Raw genomic sequence first — 1,032 nt, 5'->3', positions numbered from 1 at the left:
CATCTTTCGCCAAGGGCATCATTCGCGACCATGCCGCCGTCCGCGCCGCGATCACCGAACCATGGTCCAACGGGCAGACGGAAGGACAGATCACCAAGCTCAAGCTTGTAAAACGGCAGATGTACGGCCGACCTCCTCCAAGCACGTTTGATCGGTGCTGCCTGAAAGAAAATATCATCGAGAGTGCGTCAGACCCCTTATTCCACGCCGAAACACAATCAATCACTTCGCGAAAATGCTCGGAGAGGACCCCGAACTCCTGGAGGCGATCGTCTGTAACGGCGACAATCTGTGCTACGGCAGTCTCATCAGCGTTTACGACGGCACGGGCGCCCATGCGACCAATNGTCTCATCAGCGTTTACGACGGCACGGGCGCCCATGCGACCAATGACTGGAAACGATTTCCTCGAAGACTTCGTCTCAGAGCCAGACATCATCGCACGCATCAAAGCGAAATCTCCGCGGTAACAATCGGGCGCTTACACAAGACCACACTGCCGCAAGCTGCTCAGCGTGTTCCAGATGCTGTTCCTGACAGGCCGGTTCTCTCGGCAGAATGCTTGGCCGAAATATATCCTCCATGCAGGCAGAGCTCACCTACCCGCACTGGCCCCTACCAGTGTCGGGTTTGTCGAATCCGCGACACGGTGACGTCTGGCTGGCGTGCCGCCGCGCTCTCAGTGAAGCCATTGAATAACATCCAGAACAGTTTTCTGGGTCGCTTCCTGTGCAGTTGGCACGACTCTTGATGTTGGTTGTACGGCGGCAAAAGCCGCTAAATGGCAGACTGGTTCATCTTATTTGATCTCTAGGAAAGGAGATAGCAATGAAGGTCGATCTGTCAGACTATGGTGTGACTGAATTGGCTCCAGAAGAAGCATCCACAATTTCGGGCGGGTGGGCTTTTTTTGGGGCGATAGCTTTCGCGGTGGCGGGGTTAATTGGCGTTGTGGCTGCGACTATACTGGTAGCGGCGAGGCACTGGAAGAGACACGGTTAGAACATTAGTGTGCAAGCTAAATACCCTTTC

1 protein-coding gene is annotated in these 1,032 nt (G+C 54.8%); it reads right to left on the bottom strand.

All coding sequences use genetic code 11. The annotated features are described in order from the left end of the window. A partial coding sequence (locus X744_RS1000000175830; protein ID WP_245266887.1) for a hypothetical protein occupies positions 1-337 on the bottom strand: 337 nt, incomplete at its 3' end. Positions 338-1,032: the final 695 nt, after the last annotated feature.

Origin of the sequence: Mesorhizobium sp. LNHC252B00 (assembly GCF_000502955.1) — a bacterium.
GTDB lineage: Bacteria > Pseudomonadota > Alphaproteobacteria > Rhizobiales > Rhizobiaceae > Mesorhizobium.
This window is presented reverse-complemented; position numbering and strand designations above follow the sequence as displayed.